This window comes from Actinomyces israelii DSM 43320, assembly GCF_000711965.1.
GTDB classification, from domain to species: domain Bacteria; phylum Actinomycetota; class Actinomycetes; order Actinomycetales; family Actinomycetaceae; genus Actinomyces; species Actinomyces israelii.
Map to the genome: position 1 here is coordinate 155,978 of NZ_JONS01000003.1, position 15,257 is coordinate 171,234.

General features: G+C 75.4%; 12 protein-coding genes, 1 rRNA gene and 1 pseudogene. All 14 read right to left on the reverse strand.

Annotated features, from left to right (window positions below; genetic code table 11):
• Positions 1 to 135: 135 nt before the first annotated feature.
• Positions 136 to 804, reverse strand: coding sequence for an NUDIX domain-containing protein (locus tag O145_RS02590; protein ID WP_043559285.1), 669 nt, complete (start codon positions 802 to 804; stop codon positions 136 to 138).
• Positions 801 to 2,540, reverse strand: coding sequence for a CTP synthase (locus O145_RS02595; protein ID WP_043559289.1), 1,740 nt, complete (start codon positions 2,538 to 2,540; stop codon positions 801 to 803). The genes O145_RS02590 and O145_RS02595 overlap by 4 nt, the downstream gene beginning before the upstream one ends.
• A gap of 60 nt (positions 2,541 to 2,600) precedes the next feature.
• Positions 2,601 to 3,737, reverse strand: a complete 1,137-nt coding sequence (locus O145_RS02600) for a glycosyltransferase family 4 protein (protein ID WP_043559292.1) — start codon at positions 3,735 to 3,737, stop codon at positions 2,601 to 2,603.
• Positions 3,738 to 3,757: 20 nt separating this feature from the next.
• On the reverse strand, positions 3,758 to 5,449 hold the full coding sequence (gene murJ, locus O145_RS02605; protein WP_043559295.1) for a murein biosynthesis integral membrane protein MurJ: 1,692 nt from the start codon (positions 5,447 to 5,449) through the stop codon (positions 3,758 to 3,760).
• A complete protein-coding gene (locus tag O145_RS02610) occupies positions 5,446 to 6,393 on the reverse strand; it encodes a hypothetical protein (RefSeq protein ID WP_043559297.1) in 948 nt (315 codons plus the stop codon). The genes murJ and O145_RS02610 overlap by 4 nt, the downstream gene beginning before the upstream one ends.
• A gap of 47 nt (positions 6,394 to 6,440) precedes the next feature.
• Positions 6,441 to 7,367: a copper transporter gene (locus O145_RS02615; RefSeq protein ID WP_043559300.1), complete on the reverse strand. Its 927-nt coding sequence runs from the start codon at positions 7,365 to 7,367 to the stop codon at positions 6,441 to 6,443.
• 16 nt (positions 7,368 to 7,383) lie between these two features.
• Complete coding sequence (gene steA / locus O145_RS02620) at positions 7,384 to 8,607, reverse strand: putative cytokinetic ring protein SteA (protein WP_043559303.1); 1,224 nt, start codon at positions 8,605 to 8,607, stop codon at positions 7,384 to 7,386.
• Positions 8,604 to 10,418 carry a DNA repair protein RecN gene (recN, locus tag O145_RS02625; protein WP_043559306.1) on the reverse strand — a complete coding sequence of 605 codons (1,815 nt, stop codon included), beginning with the start codon at positions 10,416 to 10,418 and terminating at the stop codon, positions 8,604 to 8,606. Before recN ends, steA begins: the two co-directional genes overlap by 4 nt.
• Positions 10,415 to 11,326 (reverse strand): NAD kinase, encoded by a 912-nt coding sequence (locus O145_RS02630; protein WP_043559411.1) that lies wholly within the window; start codon positions 11,324 to 11,326, stop codon positions 10,415 to 10,417. Before O145_RS02630 ends, recN begins: the two co-directional genes overlap by 4 nt.
• A gap of 80 nt (positions 11,327 to 11,406) precedes the next feature.
• Complete coding sequence (locus tag O145_RS02635) at positions 11,407 to 12,267, reverse strand: TlyA family RNA methyltransferase (RefSeq protein ID WP_043559309.1); 861 nt, start codon at positions 12,265 to 12,267, stop codon at positions 11,407 to 11,409.
• Positions 12,268 to 12,337: 70 nt separating this feature from the next.
• Positions 12,338 to 12,529, reverse strand: a complete 192-nt coding sequence (locus O145_RS02640; protein ID WP_043559311.1) for a hypothetical protein — start codon at positions 12,527 to 12,529, stop codon at positions 12,338 to 12,340.
• A gap of 23 nt (positions 12,530 to 12,552) precedes the next feature.
• Complete coding sequence (locus tag O145_RS02645; RefSeq protein WP_043559314.1) at positions 12,553 to 13,623, reverse strand: HAD-IIA family hydrolase; 1,071 nt, start codon at positions 13,621 to 13,623, stop codon at positions 12,553 to 12,555.
• 102 nt (positions 13,624 to 13,725) lie between these two features.
• Positions 13,726 to 14,287, reverse strand: a pseudogene (locus O145_RS02650) (hypothetical protein); the annotation flags it as partial.
• Between the two features lie 718 nt (positions 14,288 to 15,005).
• Positions 15,006 to 15,122: ribosomal RNA gene (gene rrf, locus O145_RS02655) — 5S ribosomal RNA — on the reverse strand.
• Positions 15,123 to 15,257: the final 135 nt, after the last annotated feature.

The window sequence follows — 15,257 nt, forward strand, 5'->3', positions numbered from 1 at the left end:
TCGTGACAGACGTTACGTCAACCGATTAACGTCCATATAACCGGGCTTTCGTCGCTCCTGCTCGTCGCTGCGGCGGACCGTCCGTCGCCGGTCACCGTGACAGGCGACCCGGCGCGTCCGCGGGTCTGCGCCGACCTACAGGCTCCGCGGGCTCCTGAGCCACTCGGCGTCGGCGGCGCGCAGGCCCGTCCAGCCGCGTGAGCGCGCCTGGGCGGCGGCGAGGACACCCACGACGGTCGAGGGGTTGTGCAGCCGCCCGGACACCACCGCGGCGACCGCGTCGTCAAGGCGGAACCAGGTGGGCACGAACTCGGCCTCCTCGGCCTCGCGCCGCACCCGCTCCTGCGGCGCCAGCATGTGCAGGTCCCGGGCCAGGTAGGAGCGCACGCCCTCGGTGGTGAAGCCGGGCGAGGCGTAGAAGTCGGCCAGCACGTCCCAGCGCGCGGCCGCGAAGTCGGTCTCCTCGGCCAGCTCGCGCCGCGCCGCGAGAAGCGGGGCCTCCCCGGGCACGTCGAGCAGGCCGGCGGGCACCTCCCAGAGCATGGCGCTCACGGGGTGGCGGTACTGGCGCACCATGAGGATCTCCGCGGCGCCGTCGGCCCGGGAGGAGTCCGGCCCCTCCCGCAGCGCCACGATCGACACGGCGTCGTGGTGGGCGACGATCTGCCGGCGCACCGGCTCCTGACCCTCGGCCAGGACGAGCTCCTCGTCGTCGACGGTGAAGATCGGACCGCTCCACACCCGCTCGTGCGCGCCGACCCTGCGGCCGCCGTCCCGGGTGTCCTCGAGCTCGGCGTGGCTCACTGCCTCTTCCCCTCCTCGTTGCTCGCCCCGCTCGGCTCCTGCCGGTGGGAGGCGTAGAGGTCGCGGCGGCGCTCCAGGCCCGCCCTGATCAGGCCGGCGAAGAGCGGGTGAGCCCGGGTCGGCCGGGACCTGAACTCGGGGTGGGCCTGGGTGCCCACGTAGTAGGGGTGCAGGTCGCGGTCGAGCTCGACGAGCTCGACGAGGTGCCCGTCCGGCGAGGTGCCCGTCACGCGCAGGCCGACGGAGGCCAGGCGCTCCCGGTAGGCGTTGTTGACCTCGAAGCGGTGGCGGTGGCGCTCGCAGACCTCGGTGGCGCCGTAGGCCTCCGCCACGATCGAGCCGGGCGTGAGCACCGCGGGACAGGCGCCCAGCCGCATGGTGCCGCCGAGGTCTCCCCCGCCGGTGACGAACTGGCGCTGGGAGTCCATGGTGGTGACCACCGGGTCGGGGGTCTCGGGCTCCATCTCCGTCGATGAGGCGGCCGCCAGGGCGAGCAGGTTGCGGGCGGCCTCGATGACCATGCACTGCAGGCCGAGGCACAGGCCCAGGGTGGGGACCCTGTGCTCGCGGGCCCAGCGCAGCGCGCCGAGCTTGCCCTCGATGCCGCGCACCCCGAAGCCGCCGGGCACGACGACGGCATCGACGCCCGCCAGGGCGCGCTGGGCGCCCTGCGGGGTCTCGCAGGCGTCGGAGGCGACCCAGCGGATGTCGACGCGGGCGTTGCCGGCGAACCCGCCGTGGCGGATGGCCTCCGAGACCGACAGGTAGGCGTCGTGCAGGTCGACGTACTTGCCCACCAGGGCCACCTCGACGCGGTAGCGGGGGTTGTGCACGCGGTCGAGCAGCCCGTTCCACTCGGTCCAGTCCACGTCCCGGAAGGGCAGGGCCAGGCGCTGGACGAGGAACGCGTCCAGCCCCTCGCGGTGCAGGGTGGGCGGCACCTCGTAGATGCTGGCGGCGTCCTTGCACTCGATGACGGCGGGGGCCTCGACGTCGCACATGAGGGCGACCTTGCTCTTGACGCCCTCGGGCAGGGGCCTGTCGGTGCGCAGCACCAGGGCGTCGGGCTGGATGCCGATGCTGCGCAGCGCCGCCACCGAGTGCTGGGTGGGCTTGGTCTTGAGCTCGCCGGCCGCGCTCAGGAAGGGGATGAGGGAGACGTGCACGAAGGCCACGTTCTCCCTTCCCAGGTCGGCGCGCACCTGGCGGGCGGCCTCCAGGAAGGGCTGGGACTCGATATCGCCGACCGTGCCGCCGATCTCGGTGATGATGACGTCGGGCACCCCGCCGCCCGCGCCGGGGGCGGCCTGGGCCCGCATGACGCGCTTGATCTCGTCGGTGATGTGCGGGATGACCTGGACAGTGTCGCCCAGGTACTCCCCGCGCCGCTCCTTGGCGATGACGGCGGAGTAGACCTGGCCGGTGGTGGCGTTGGCGGCGCCGGTGAGGTCGACGTCCAGGAAGCGCTCGTAGTGGCCGATGTCCAGGTCGGTCTCGGCGCCGTCCTCGGTGACGAAGACCTCCCCGTGCTGGAACGGGTTCATGGTGCCGGGGTCGACGTTGATGTAGGGGTCGAGCTTCTGCATGACCACGTCGAGGCCGCGGGCCCGCAGCAGCCGGCCCAGGCTGGAGGCCGTGAGCCCCTTTCCGAGCGAGGAGACGACGCCCCCGGTGACGAAGACGTGCCGGGGTACGTCAGGCAGGTTTCCACTCAGGCGTGCGCGGTTGGAGCTCACGGGCCTTCAACTTAGCAGGTCCGGGGCCCGGCCGCGGTGCACGCGCGGCCCGTGCCCGTCTCACTCCTGTTCCAGGACGTGCCCGGCGAGCTGGTCCGCGAGGTCGTCGGCGGTGGGCAGGCCGCCCGCGGCCAGGCGGGCCCGCCCGCGGGCGGCCTCGCGCGCCGCGTCGTCGGCCAGCAGGGCGGCGACGGCGTCGGCCAGGGCCTGCGCGTCGGGGGCGACCAGGACGGCGCCGCCGCGGGCCGTCAGGGCGGTTCCGCCGACGTCGGTGGCCACGATGGCGGCGCCGGCGCGCAGCGCCTCCTGGACGGCCAGCGGCTGGCCCTCCCACAGGCTCGTCTGGACGACGACGTCGGCCTCCGCGAGAAGAACGGGGACGTCCTGGCGCCCGCCCAGGACCCTGACGGGCAGCTCCTCGGCGGCCGCCCGCTCGCGCGCGGCCCGGGCCGCCGGCCCCTCCCCGGCCAGCGCCCACACGAAGGCGGGCAGCTCGCCGCCGTCCACGCGAGACTGCAGCACCGCCGCGGCGTCCAGCAGCAGGCCGATGCCCTTCTGGGGCGCCAGCCTGGCCACCGTCAGCAGCCGCCGCCCCGGGCCCCGCCAGGCCGGCTCCGCCGAGGGAGCGTGGGGCGCCGCGCCGGTCGGGGTGCGCGGCGGCGCGGGGATGACGGCGATCTCGACCCGTGCCGCCCCCCTGGCGGCGGCGCGCTCGGCCAGGTCGGGGCTCACGGCCAGGACCAGGTCGGCGCGCGCGGCGACGAGCCGCTCCAGGCGCTCGCCGACGGTGCGCGTCAGCCGCCCGCCGACCGTGAGGTTGTGAAGGGTCACGACCAGGCGGGTGCGGCCGGGGCGGCGTCGTCCCAGCGCCAGGGCGGCGAGGGCGCCGGCGCGCAGGCCATGGGCGTGGACGACGTCGGCGCGCCGCCCCAGGCGCCGCAGCCTGGCGACGACGGCGGGGTCGCCCGGGCCTGGCCCGGGACCGATCTCGAGGCCCTCCCCCCGTGCCCCGCCCAGGTCGAGGCCCTCCAGGGCGGCGTCGGGCGCCTCGACGATGACGTCGTGGCCCGCCCGCGCCAGCAGCCGGGCGCAGTCGCCCAGGTGCGCGCGCACTCCCCCCGCGGCCGAGCCGCACGCCTCCAGGACGCGCTGCCGGCGCCCGGCGGCCCGCGGACGCCGATCTGCCTCGGGATCCATGTCCTCTTCTGCCAGAGCTCTCACTGCTCCTCCCGGGTCGTGGGCGGACCGGCTGCGGCGCCCGGCCGCACCGCGTCCAGGAGGCGCGGGCCGGCGCACATGCACGCCCCCATGACGAGGGCGGCCGCGCCCGCCGCGCCCGCCGCGGCGACGGCGATCGCGCCGGGAACCGAGTCGACACGCGCGCTCAGCGCGCGCGCGCCGATCCCGGCGGCCAGCGCGACCGGCGCCCCGACGGCGAGCGTGCGCAGGGTGGGGCCCAGGGCGCGGGCGCCCGCGGTCATGGCCAGCGCCGCGAGCATGCCGAGCCCGGCGACGCTCATGCCGATGGTCGTCCCCATGGCCAGCGCGACGAGGGTGGCCCTCCCGTCGCCCCCGCCCGGCGCCATGAGGCGCACCGCCACGGCCGAGGCCCCGGCGACCGTCGCCCACCCCAGGGCGGTGGCGCGGGCGGCGTACCGGGGACGGCTCGCGGCGAAGAGGATCCGGGTGACCTGGTAGACGAGGGCGTAGCCCACCAGGCCGGGGGAGAGCACCGCCAGGGACAGGCCCATGCCATCGACGTCGGTCAGCAGGGCGAAGAAGCGCTCGGCCCCCGCCGAGGCCGCCATGAGCATGCCGGAGCCGGCGAGCGCGACCGCGGCCACCAGGGCGGTGGATGCGGCGGCGAGCTCGACGGCCCGGGCCGGGTAGCCGCCGTCCCCCCGCCCGGCGTCGCCGTGGCCGCCCGGGTCGAAGGCCGCCGCCAGGCGCGGGTAGACGACCGTGGCGACGGGGACGGCCATGACGGCGTAGGGCAGCATGTAGACCGCCTGGGTGTACTGGTAGACGGCCACGGTCCCGGCCCGCCCGCCGGAGCGCGCCAGGGCCAGGACCGCCAGGACGCTGAGCTGCTGGGCGACCAGGGTCCACACGCCGGCGCCGCCCAGCCGCAGGGCGCGCCAGGCGACCGCCCGGTCCAGGTGCAGGGTGGGGCGCAGCCGGATTCCCAGGCGCACGACCGGATAGAGCAGCGGCAGGCTCAGGGCGGCCACGCCGGCGGTGGTCCCCCACCCCAGGACGCTGAGGGCCGCCGGGCCGGCCTGGTCGCCCGGGCCGGTCGTCATGGCGCCGTAGACGGCGTATGTCGCCATGACGACGAGGCTGGACAGGACGGGGGTGAGCGCCGGCCAGGCGAAGCGCCCCATGGCCTGCAGCACCCCGGTGAGGACCACCCCGACGCCGTACAGGGGGACCTGGGCGGAGAACATGCGCAGGAAGTCGGCGACCAGATCCGTCTGCAGAGCCGGATCCGCGCCCGCCGAGACGGGCAGGAGCCGGGCGATGGGATCGGCCAGGAGGGCCAGGAGCAGCGCCAGCGGCGTCAGGACCGCCAGGACGACGCCGAGCAGGCCCGAGGCGATCCGTGAGGCGTCCCGGCTGCGCGTGGGGATCGCGGCGGCGGCCAGCAGCGGGACGACGGTGGCGGCCAGGGCGCCGCCGACCACGACCTCGTACAGGACGTTGGGCACCTGGTTGGCGGTGGTGTAGGCGCCGGCGACGGTCCCGGCCCCCACGGTGGAGGCCTGCACGATCCACCGCAGGAAGCCGAGCACGCGCGAGACGAGCGTGAGGCCGGCGATGCCGAGCGGGCCGTGGAGGCGCGCGCGCCACGCGCCCGGCGTCCCGGGCGGCCCTCCGGCCGGCGGGTCGGCCCGGGGGCAGGCGGTCATGAGGGGCGGCGGCCCAGGCCGTCGAGGGCGGCCAGCACCGGGGTGCGGGCGATCACCCGGGTGAAGGAGACGCGCTCGCCGGCCAGGACCAGGGCGGTGCCCGCGAGCGCGGCGAGGGCGCGCACCGCCCGGCTGGGGTGCGCGGCCAGGGCGGTGCCGACCAGGGCGCCCACGGCGTTGGCGCCCGTGTCGCCGAGCATGGTGTCCTCCATCAGGTCCTCGGGCAGGGCCGCCGCGACGACGCCCAGGGCGCCGGCCGCCAGCGCCCGGGCCGCCTCGGCGCCCTCGCGGCGGTCCGCGAGCAGGGCGCCGCTCATCAGGGCCGCCGTCTTCAGGGCGCGGCCGGGCCGCAGGTCGAGCAGGTTGTGGACGTCGGCCCAGGCCGCGATGGTCACCGCGCCGGTCGCGGCGTCGGCGGCGACCATGACCGGAGCGCGCCCGCCGGACGCGGAGCCGCGGTAGCGGGCCAGGAGCGCTCCGGAGACCAGGGCGCCGGAGCCGATGACGACGACCTTGAGCGCACCGGTGGTCACGCGCCCGCGGGCCAGGGCGCCCAGGTGCCCGGCAAGGCCCTTGACGGGCGCGTCGCCGTCGTGGGCGCCGGCATCCAGGTCGTCGGCGAGGCCGGCGGCGCCGGCGGCCGTCGTCGCCGTGAGCGCGGCCATCGTGACTCTCCTGGCGCCGCACCCGGCCGGATCGGGAAGGAGCAGGCCGGCCCGGCTGCTGGCGGCCACAGCGCCCACGGCGGCCCCGATGCCGCCGCGCAGGCTCACGGCGCGTCCGCGGAAGCTCGTCCGCTCCAGGCGGGGGCCCAGGCTCTTGATGCTTCCCAGGCCGGTCGACCAGGACACGGTGGCGCCGAGCGCGTGGAGGGCGACGTCGATGGGGCAGGAGCGGTCCGACGCGCCCGCGGGGGCGCCGACGCGCCCGGGGATGCGGTTCATGGGCCCAGCCTATCGGGAGGGCCGCGCTCCGGCCCGGCGCCCGCACGCTACTTCGCCATGGGCGGCATGACCGCGTCCGCGCCCTTGTCGAAGCCGTAGTGGCCCTTCGTGCCCGAGGCCGTCGAGACCAGGGCCAGCGGGGTGGAGACCGCCGCCGCAACCTGGCCGACCGAGTCGATCGTGGTGACGGCGGCCTTGGCGGTACGCAGGGCGGAGACCACATCGGTCTCGTCGTCGGCGCCGCCGACGACGACCGCCGTGGACACCGCGGCCGTCCCGGTCAGGGCCTTGGCCCAGGAGGAGGCCGCCTGTGACAGCGAGTCGGTGGTCGCGGCGTCCCTGGTCTCCGCGGCGTCGGGGCTGCGCGGGCCGACGACGACGATCATGTCGGCGGGGCCGTTGAGCCTGGTGTCCACGGAGACCAGGGGGGTGTCGGTGGCGGTCAGCAGCTCCATCAGCTGCCTCGCGTTGTCCGAGCCGCTGGTCAGCGCCGCGCCCAGGCCCTCCCCGAGCACCCCGTTGCCGTCGGTCGAGACCGTCTTGCCCAGGCGGCCGGCGAGCTGTCCCGAGTAGGACTCGCGGAAGGCCTCGCGGGACGGATCGGTCCAGGCGGTGGTCAGGCTCACGCGTCCGTTGATGGTTCCGCCCGCCGCCTCGACCTGGGTGATGATGGTGTCGATGTCATCGCTCTTGGCCTCGGGGAGGACCGCCAGGGCGATCTTCTTGCCCTCGAGGGTCCCGGGCAGGTAGGCGGTGGCCGCGGCGGCGATGTAGTCGTCGCGGTTGTTGACGGCCGCCTCGGTCTGCTCGAGCTGGGTCTGCATCGCCTTGCGGTTCTCGCGCAGGGAGGTCACCTGGTCGTTCAGGGCGGTTCCCAGGGAGTTCTGCAGCGGCCCCGCGCCGAGCACGACGCCGACGGCGAGCGCCAGGAAGACGGAGATGAGCGAGACCAGGTGGTAGCGGAAGTCGATCATGGGGTTCCTTCCTTGCTCACACGGAGGGCGTGCTCGGGGCCAGCCCCACGAGGGAGCGTAAGAAGTTGACGAGGTCGTCCCATACGGCGCCGGACAGGCCCAGGAAGGTCTGCCCGCCCGGGGTGGAGGCGAGCGCTGCGAACAGGGCGATGAGCCCGGCGAGCGCCAGGAGGGCCAGGTGCCAGCCGGAGATGCGGGTGCGGTACAGGCGCGAGACGCCCTTGGCGTCGATGAGGCGGTTGCCGACCTTGAGGCGGGTCAGGAAGGTCGAGGACATCCCCTCGCGGCCCTTGTCGAGGAACTCCAGGAGGGTGACGTGCGTGCCCACCGCGACTATGAGCTCGGCCCCGTCGCCGTCGGCCATGAGCATGGCGATGTCCTCGCTGGTGCCGGTCGCCGCGAAGACCTTGTGCTCGGCGCCGAGGCCCTTGACACGGGCCAGGCCGGGAGCCCGGCCGTCGCGATAGGCGTGGACGACGATCTCGGCGCCGGACTCCAGGGCCTTGTCGGACACGGAGTCCATGTCTCCGACGATCATGTCCGGCTTGAGGCCCGCCTCCAGCACGGCGTCGGCCCCGCCGTCGACCCCGATGATGACGGGCTTGTAGTCGCGGATGTACGGGCGCAGCGCCATGAGATCCTGCTTGTAGGAGTAGCCGCGCACGACGATGAGGACATGGCGCCCGTTCATCCGGGTGCGGATGTCGGGCATGCCCACGCCGTTGAGCAGGAGGTCGCGCTCGCCGCGCATGTACTCCATGGTGTTGACGGCGAAGGCCTCGAGCTGGACCGACAGGCCCGCCTTCGCGGCCTTCATGGCCTCATCGACCCTCTCGCGGGTCTGGACCACGCCCTCGGCGACCACCTCGTCCCTGCCCGCCGCGCGCACCGTCGCCGGGCCCTCGTCGCCGCCCAGGTCGATGGTGACGCGCTGCCCCTCGCGCAGCCGCATCACGTCGGCGCCCAGGTCGTCGACCAGCGGGATGCCGGCATCGACCAGGATGCCCGGGCCGAGGTTGGGGTAGCGTCCCGACACCGACGGCGCGGCGTTGAGCACCGCGGCGGGGCGGGCCTCGGCGAGGGCCTCGGCGGCCACGCGGTCGAGGTCCGTGTGGTCGATGACGGCGACCTCGCCGGCCCGGAGGCGCTTGGTGAGCCTCTTGGTGCGCGCGTCAACGCGCACGGGCCCACTGAGGCTGTCAGGGTCCGAGGACGCCTGCTTGCGGAACGGGTTCCTCACGTCGGGGATTGTGCCACGGCGGCTTGCGCGGAGGCTTCCTCCAGCAGCTCGGCGGCATGCCTCAGGGCCGCCTCGGAGCGCTCGTGCCCCGACAGCATGCGGGCCAGCTCGGTGACGCGCTCGGAGCCCACGACCTGCACGACCCGGGTGCGGGTTCCGCCCGCCGTCCCGGGATCATCAGGGCCCGCGCCCTCCGGCGCGACTGCGTCCGGGGTCTCCTTGACGACGACGAGCTGGGTGTGGGCCCAGGCCGCGACCTGCGCCAGGTGAGTGACGACCACCACCTGGTGGCGTTGCGCCAGGCGTGCGAGCCTGCGGCCGATCTCACGCGCGGCGCGCCCCCCGACGCCCGCGTCGATCTCGTCGAAGACGAAGGTGCGCTGGTGGGCGGTGGCGGTGCCCTCCGGCGGGGCGCCGGTGGCGTCCGCCAGAACGACCTCGAGGGCGAGCATAATGCGGGACAGCTCGCCGCCCGAGGCCCCCTTGCCCAGGGGCAGCGCGGGCGCGCCCGGGTGGGCGGCCAGCAGCAGGGAGACCGCCTCGGCACCGGTGGGGCCGGGCTCGTCGAGCGGCTCCAGCTCGACGACCAGCCGTGCGCCTGCCATCTGCAGGCCCTCGAGCTCGGCGGTGACGGCCGTCTCGAGCCTGCCGGCGAGGGTGCGGCGCGCCGCGCTCAGCCGGCCGGCGGCCTCGTCCAGGTCGGCCTGGGCGTCGGCCAGCGCCTGCTGCGGGGCCGTGGCGCCCTCGGCCGGGTCCTCGATCTCGGCCAGCCGTGCGGATGCCCGCCGCCCCCAGCCCAGGAGCGCGTTGACGTCGTCGAGCTCGGTGCTCGCGCCGCCGATCTCCCGGCAGGCGCGGGCGAGCTCTCCGCGCCGGTCCTGGATCCGGGCGAGCCGGGCCGGGTCGGCGTCCAGGGACTCCAGGTACTCCCCCAGGTCGGCGGCGGCGTCGGCGACCAGGATGCCCAGCTGGCGGGTGCGGCCGGCGAGCTCGGTCAGGGCCTCGTCGTTGCCGGGGGCGCCGTCCAGGGCCCGCTGCGCGACGGCGAGCAGGGCGGACGCATCCGCCTGGCCGGCGTCGACCGCGTCCTCCTGGCCGACCAGGGCGGCGCGGGCGGTCCCCGCGGCCAGTCGCAGGTCCTCGGCGTGGTCGAGGCGCTCGGCCTCGGCGGTGAGCTCGCGGTCCTCCCCCGGGCGGGGCCCGACAGCGTCGAGCGCCTCCAGCCACCCGCGCAGGCGGTCTGCCTCTTCGCGGCGGGCCTGCGCCCCGGCGCGCCACTGCTCCAGCGCCTCGGCCGCCTCGCGGCGGGCCCGGTACGCCTCCGCGTAGCGGCGGCACAGCCCGGCGTGCTCCGCGCCGCCCAGGCCGTCCAGGGCGGCGCGCTGGGCGGCGGCGCTGCGCAGCCGGAGCTGGTCGGCCTGGCCGTGGACCGACACGAGGTGGGAGCCGACGTCGGCGAGTACGGAGGAGGGGACGGCCCGCCCGCCCAGGTGCGCGCGCGAGCGCCCTGTGGCCGGCACCGTCCGGGAGGCGAGGAGGAGGTCGTCGTCGAGCTCGGCACCGGCCTGCCTGGCGCGGGCGGCGGCCCGGGAGGCCGGATCCAGCGTGAAGGCGCCCTCGACGAGGGCGCGCTCGGCCCCGGCGCGTACCACGGCGGTCCCGGCCCGCTGCCCCAGCAGAAGGCCGAGCGAGGTGAGCACCATGGTCTTGCCCGCGCCGGTCTCCCCGGTCAGCGCGGTCAGGCCGGGGCTCAGAAGCAGGTCGGTCTGCTCGATGACGCCGAGGTCCTCGATGTGGAGCGACTCGATCATGCGGTATCGCCCGGTTCACCCTGATCGCCCGGTTCACCCTGATCGCCCGCATCGTCCGGCGCCTCGGTGGTGGCCCGCCAGCCCTCGACGGGCAGGTCGAACTTGCGCACGAGGCGCGTGGCGAAGGGCGCGTCGTTGAGCCGCGCCAGGCGCACGGGCCGGTCCGCGCGCGTGACGCGGATGCGCGAGCCCGCCGGCGCGTCCAGGCTCCGCCGTCCGTCGCACCAGACCTCGGCGCCCCCCAGGCCAGCGTGCTGGACCACGACCTCCATGCAGGAGCGGGGCCCCAGGACGAGCGGGCGCGTGAACAGGGCGTGGGCGACCAGCGGCACGAGCAGCAGCGCCTCGACCTCCGGCCAGATCACGGGCCCGCCCCCGGAGTAGGCGTAGGCGGTCGAGCCGGTCGGCGTGGCCATCACCAGGCCGTCGCAGCCGAAGGAGGACACCGCCTGCCCGTCGACCCCGATGGCGACCTCGAGCATGCGGGCGCGGTCGCACTTCTCCAGGGCCGCCTCGTTCAGCGCCCAGCCGCAGGTGACGGCGCCGTCGGGGGAGGTGACCTCGACGTCGATGGTCATGCGGGTCTCCACCGTGTAGCGGCCGGCGACAAGGTCGGCCACGACGCTCTCGACCGCGTCCGGGTCGGCCTCCGCCAGGAAGCCGACGTGGCCCGTGTTGACGCCCACCAGGGGGACGTCGCGCCGCCGGGCGATCTCCGAGGCGCGCAGGATCGTGCCGTCGCCGCCCAGCACGAGGACCAGGTCGACGTCGCCGCCGAAGGCCGGGTCGACGGCCCGGACACCGTGGGCGCGCAGGGCCGCCTTGGCGCGCATGACTGCGGTCGCGGTCGGCGCGGCCTTGCGGTGCCGCGGCACCGGGGTGTCGCCGCGGTCCCGCTCGAGCACCATGACACGGCGCAGCACGCGCCTTGCCGCACGGGGCTCCGCCGCCCCTGCCGGCTCGGTCGGACCCGCCGGGCAGGAGGCGCTCATGACGGCATCCTCTCCGCGCGGGAGGCCGCGGGGCCGGCGGCGACGGCGCGGCGGGTCTCGGCGAGCAGGGCCTCGCCGTCGAGGTCGGTCGGGGCACCCGCGCGCGCGGCGTGCAGGTTGACGAAGTACTCCACGTTGCCGGCCGGGCCGGGCAGCGGGGAGGCCTCCACGGCGTCGATCCCGGCCCCGAGCCCGTGGGCCCGGGCGGCCACCGCCAGCACGGTCTCGACGTGCATCTCGGGGTCGCGCACCACCCCTCCGCGCGCCAGCCGGCCCCTGCCGACCTCAAACTGCGGCTTGACCATGAGCAGCAGGTCGGCGTCCTCGGCGGCCGCGGCGAGCAGCGGCGCCAGGACCAGTGTCAGGGAGATGAAGGACAGGTCGCCGACGACGAGCCCCGGGGCCGGCGCGACGGCCTGCGGGTCCAGAGTGCGCACATTGGTGCGGTCCAGGGCCGTGACGCGCTCGTCGGACCGCAGAGACCAGGCGAGCTGCCCGTAGCCGACATCGACCGACACCACGTGCGCGGCCCCGCGCCGCAGCAGCACGTCGGTGAAGCCCCCGGTGGACGCCCCGGCGTCCAGGCACCGGCGGCCCTCCACCCGCGGCGCCAGGCCGCGGGCGCCAAGGGCGTCCAGGGCGCCCGCGAGCTTGCGGGCGCCCCGGGAGACGTAGCTCTCGCCCTGCGGCGCAGCGACCTGGAGCGCCTGCGCCGGGTTGACCTGCCGGGCCGGCTTGAGCGCGACGACCCCGTCGAGTCTGACGTGCCCGTCAGTGATGAGCCGGGCGGCGTGCGTGCGTGAGCGGGCGAGCCCGCGTCGGACGAGCTCGGAGTCGAGGCGGATGAGTCGTGCCATGCAATACCGGTGTCTGTCTAGGTTCCTGGGTGCTGTTGATGCGCCGGGCGGGGAGCGAGAGGCCCCGGCGTCAGCCCTCGGCCTCCCTGAGCTCTGAGACGAGGGTCTCATGGATCGCCGCCAGAGCGGCAGCGCGTTCCTCCAGCGGCGCGTCGCCGGCCCGCCGGAGCCTGTCGGCGGTGTCGGCGAGCCGGTCCGCGCGCACGCCGGCCGGCGGCGGGGCCGGAACGGGGCGGGTCTCGCCGGGGTCCTGGTGCGCCATGGCGGTTGTCGCGACGGCCGGGCTCAGGCCCGCACGCGAAGGTCGGGGATGCTCGGCGCCGGGTCCTCGCCGTGCCGGTCCAGGTGCTCCCAGACGGCGCAGGCCAGGGCGCGATAGCCGTCAAGACTGATCTCGGTCTCCTTCCCGGTCAGGGAGTCCCGGCCGTCCAGGACGGCGACGCCGGCGCGAACGCGGCAGCGCGCCGCGCCCACCACCCACGCGCTCCCCTCCTCGTCCACCTCGCGCACCGGGGCCGGGTGGGGCTCCAGCAGGCCGCGCAGGTCGGTGTGGAGGTAGGCGGGCCGCTCCTCGGGGCGGGCCAGGACGACGTCGCGCGCCGTGCTGACGCCGGTCAGGACATGCAGCCCGGGGATGCCAGCGGCGCGGGCGCCGACATGGTCGGTGTTGAGCCGGTCCCCCACGGCCAGCGGCCTGGAGCCGCCGGCGCGGGCGAGGGCCCGCTCGTAGATCCCGGGGAAGGGCTTGCCGCCCGCCAGGGGCTCGCGGCCGGAGGCGTTGGCGACGGCCGCCACGAGGCTGCCGTTGCCCAGGGCGAAGCCGCGCTCGGTCGGCAGGGTGGCGTCGAGGTTGGTGGCCACGTGGATGGCGCCATCCGTAATGGCGTACAGGCCCTCGGACATCATCTCCCAGTCCACGGCCGGGTCCCAGCCCTGCACGACGGCGGCGGGCCGGTCATCGGCGGAGGCGACGACCTCGAAGCCCTCGGCGGCGAGGGCCTCACGCAGGCCGTCGCCGCCGACGACGAGCACGGGCGATCCGGCGGGAACGTGCTCGCCCAGCAGCGCGGCGGCGTCCATGGCGGCCGAGAAGATCTCACCGGCGGCGGCCTGGATGTCGTTGCGGGCGAGCTTGTCGACGACGGTCTGCGGCGCCCGGGAGGCGTTGTTGGTCACGAAGGACAGCCGCATGCCGCCGGCGCGGGCGCCGTTGACGCCGTCGGCGGCGTGCTCGACCCGGGCGTCGCCGGCGAAGCACACGCCGTCGAGGTCCAGGAGGGCGACGTCATAGGTCTGCGCGAGGGGCAGCTCGCTGCCCAGGAGCGCGGCCCCCCGCGCGGGTGCCGATGCGGTCATATCAGGCCTCCTGGTCCTCGGGCTCGTCGGCGTCCGAGGACGCGGCACCCGTTGTGTCCGACGGCTCGGCCGCGTCAGAGGTGTCTGATTCTGCCGGGACGGACTGCTCCTGGTTGTAGTCGTCCTCGATATCGTAGACCTCGACGTCGTCCTCGGGCTCGTCCCGGGGGCCCTGCCCGATGCGCTCACGGACCGCCGCCGCCTCGGCCGCCCGGCCGAGGTCCTCCAGCCGGTCGGCGCGCACCGAGTGGAGACGGCGGAGCGTCTCACGGTCACCGCGGAACATCATGATGGCCTCCTCGATGACGACCAGCCCGAGATCATCCTGGCCCATCTCGTGACGCACGCCCGAGACGACCATGGCCAGCTCCGCCTCCTCCAGATCGTCGAGCTGGTCGGGGTCGGCCCCCTTGGCGACCTTGAGGGCCTGCTGGTGACGGCCCAGGCCGCGCTCGCAGTCGGCCTCGATGGCGCGGTGCATGTCCAGGCCGGACAGGCGCCGCGCCGCCCGGATCTCGCGGAGCGCGTCGGCGTAGTGCCCGGCCAGGTAGGCGGCGATACCGGCCGACTCGCGCACGACGGCGATCCGGCCCGCGTGCGAGGCCGCGTAGCGGGCGTGCTGGTAGGCGCGCTCGGGATCGGTGTCGAGCAGGCGCTGAACCATTACGAGATGACGCGAGACGTTCTCCGCGTTGGCGCGGCCCAGGGCGCGCAGCTCGCGGCGGGCGGACGCCTCAAGATCTGTGGCCTGGACGTTCTCGGGCACCGAGGGCTCGCAGACGCGCGCCCGCTGCGGGGGACGTGAGCCGCGCCGGTCGCCGTCTCGGCGTCCGCGCCCCGGGGACCGGTCCATGCGGTCGCCCTGGTAGGAGGACCGGCCACCGCCCCGCCCGGCCTGCCTGGAGGCGTCGCCGTGCCCACCGTCCCTCCGCTCGTCGTCCCAGCTGGATGAGCGGCCGCCGCCCCGGAAGAATCTGCGTTGATCGCCATTGTCGCCCCTGCCGCGACCATCACGACTGTCGTGACGCTGGTCGCGCTGCCGCTCATCACGCGAGTAGCCTCGACCGGAAGCGTCCCGGTCGGATGAGGAGCCGCGGCCGCGGTAGGAGCCGGAGTCAGAACGCCGCCCGTCATAATGGTCGTAGGCGTCGTAGGCGTCGTAGGCGGAGTGCCGCCGGTCGCCGTCCCGGCGCCGCCGGAAGCCGTGACGATCCCCGGACCGATCCGAACGGGTGCTGGAGCGCCACTGGTCGTTGCGCCTGTCCTGGGTCATGGTGCCTTAATTCCTCAGCTGGCGGCCCTGATCGCGGGTGAGCCTGGGTGTGGATCGTCCCCCCGTCGCCCCCGGTCTGACCGGGGGCGACGGGGGGACTTTGGTGTGGTCTCGGCGGTGTCCTGCTCTTCCGCGTCTGGTTGGGCGCAGTACCATTGGCGCTGGGGGTCTTAGCTTCCGGGTTCGGGATGGGTCCGGGCGTGTCCTCCCCGCTGTGGCCGCCGAGGGGTCTGTGGTGGGGTGCGTGTGGTTGTTGTGGTGTGGTTGTTGTGGTGTGGTTGTTGTGGTGGTTGTTGTTGTGGTGTTGTGTTGTGTGGTGGTTGTGGTGGGTGGGTTGGTTGTGGGCCGTATAGTGGACGCG